General features: G+C 61.8%; 3 protein-coding genes. 1 reads left to right on the top strand and 2 read right to left on the bottom strand.

All coding sequences use genetic code 11. The annotated features are described in order from the left end of the window. Positions 1 to 139: 139 nt before the first annotated feature. On the bottom strand, positions 140 to 514 hold the full coding sequence (locus MPJ51_RS13325; protein WP_298387508.1) for a hypothetical protein: 375 nt from the start codon (positions 512 to 514) through the stop codon (positions 140 to 142). Positions 515 to 603: 89 nt separating this feature from the next. Between MPJ51_RS13325 and MPJ51_RS13320 the strand changes: the two genes are divergently transcribed. Continuing rightward, positions 604 to 1362 carry an alpha/beta fold hydrolase gene (locus MPJ51_RS13320; protein ID WP_298387505.1) on the top strand — a complete coding sequence of 253 codons (759 nt, stop codon included), beginning with the start codon at positions 604 to 606 and terminating at the stop codon, positions 1360 to 1362. Here MPJ51_RS13320 and MPJ51_RS13315 read toward each other — a convergent pair. Then, positions 1359 to 1544: a hypothetical protein gene (locus MPJ51_RS13315; protein WP_298387517.1), complete on the bottom strand. Its 186-nt coding sequence runs from the start codon at positions 1542 to 1544 to the stop codon at positions 1359 to 1361. The two genes, MPJ51_RS13320 and MPJ51_RS13315, sit on opposite strands and share 4 nt — an antisense overlap. Positions 1545 to 1551 lie beyond the last annotated feature (7 nt).

Below are 1551 nucleotides of genomic sequence, written 5' to 3'. Positions count from 1 at the left end.
AAGCCAAGGTCAAGGCAGAAGTCGCAGACCTCTGCGCACGCTTCCCGATCTATCCGAACCTGTAAGGTTCCCAGAATTCAGAAAGCGGCGCCCCGGGCGCCGCTTTTCATTTCAGCACGTTACGGTGTTTTGTTAAACCTCAGATGTATCCGCGCCAGCGCAATACGACCAGCGCCAGCAGGGACAGGACCAGAATCCCAAGCGCCAGCGACCCCAGCATGCTCAGAAACAGGGCCCAGCGCCGCTCGGACAGGTTGATGGCCTTCAGATGGGCCTGCACCGCGTCCGAGGCTTTCACCAAAGCGGGCGTATCCAGTACTAAGCGCAGCTTGGGATGATCCACCATCGGCTCGGCCTGCGCCAGAATCAGCACCTGCTTATAGACGTCGCGCGGCAAACGCCGCTTGGCCCGCCGAACCGAGGCCGCCAGCGTTTTGTCCCGCACACCCAGCTTTTTGCGCAGCAACAGGATCGTCTCGGCGATCCGGGTCTGAATATCGGTTTCCTGCGACATTGGCCCTCCTGACGGGGCAATGTAGCCGCGTGGGTAGCGGGCTACAATGGGGCTGGTCGTTCCGGGCGGCGACTTGTATCACGGGACCTATGCTGAACACGATTATCCACGGTGAACCGACGCAGAACCCGCCCTTGCTGATTGCGCATGGGCTGTATGGATCGGCCCGCAATTGGGGGGTCATCGCCCGCAGACTGGCCGATGAACGGCAGGTGATTGCGGTCGATATGCGCAACCACGCCCACAGCCCGTGGCAGCCGCAGCATGATTACCCTCATCTGGCGGATGATCTGGCCGAGGTGATCGACAGCATCGGCGGGACGGCAGACGTGGTGGGGCATTCCATGGGCGGCAAGGCGTCGATGGTGCTGGCGCTGCAGCATGGTGATCTGGTGCGCAAGCTGGTGGTCGCTGATATCGCGCCAGTGGCTTATACCCATAGCCAGATCCAGTACATTCACGCCATGCGCGCGGTGGACCTGTCCCGCGTCGACCGACGCTCGGACGCCGAGACGCAACTGGCCGAACAGGGCGTCGAAAAGGCGTTGCAGAGCTTTTTCACCCAATCCCTTGATATCGAAGGCAAGAAGTGGCGTCTGAATCTGGATGTTCTGGCCGCCGAAATGCCCAAGATCATGGGTTTCCCTGAAATCTCATCCCATTGGGACGGCCCTACCCTGTTTCTGTCGGGCGCGGACTCAGATTACGTGCTGCCTGAACACCGCGACCGTATCCGCAGCCTGTTCCCGTCAGCGCGGTTCGCGAAAATCCCCGGTGCGGGCCATTGGCTGCATGCCGAAAAACCACGTGAGTTCGAAGCTGCGGTGCGTGCGTTCCTGAACGCCTAGGCTGTTTTGTACAGCCGCCGGGCCACCAGCCACGACACCGGTGCGGCAACAACCGCCCCGGCCCCGGCTGCGGCCAGAATTGCCATGGCCGAGACCATGCCCGCCGACAAAACCGCGATCACCGCCGTGCCCGCCATCGCGGTGGCGATCAGGGAATACAGAATGGATGCTAGGCGTAACATGGCCGGG

The organism is Ruegeria sp. (assembly GCF_028066395.1).
GTDB lineage: Bacteria > Pseudomonadota > Alphaproteobacteria > Rhodobacterales > Rhodobacteraceae > Ruegeria.
This window is presented reverse-complemented; position numbering and strand designations above follow the sequence as displayed.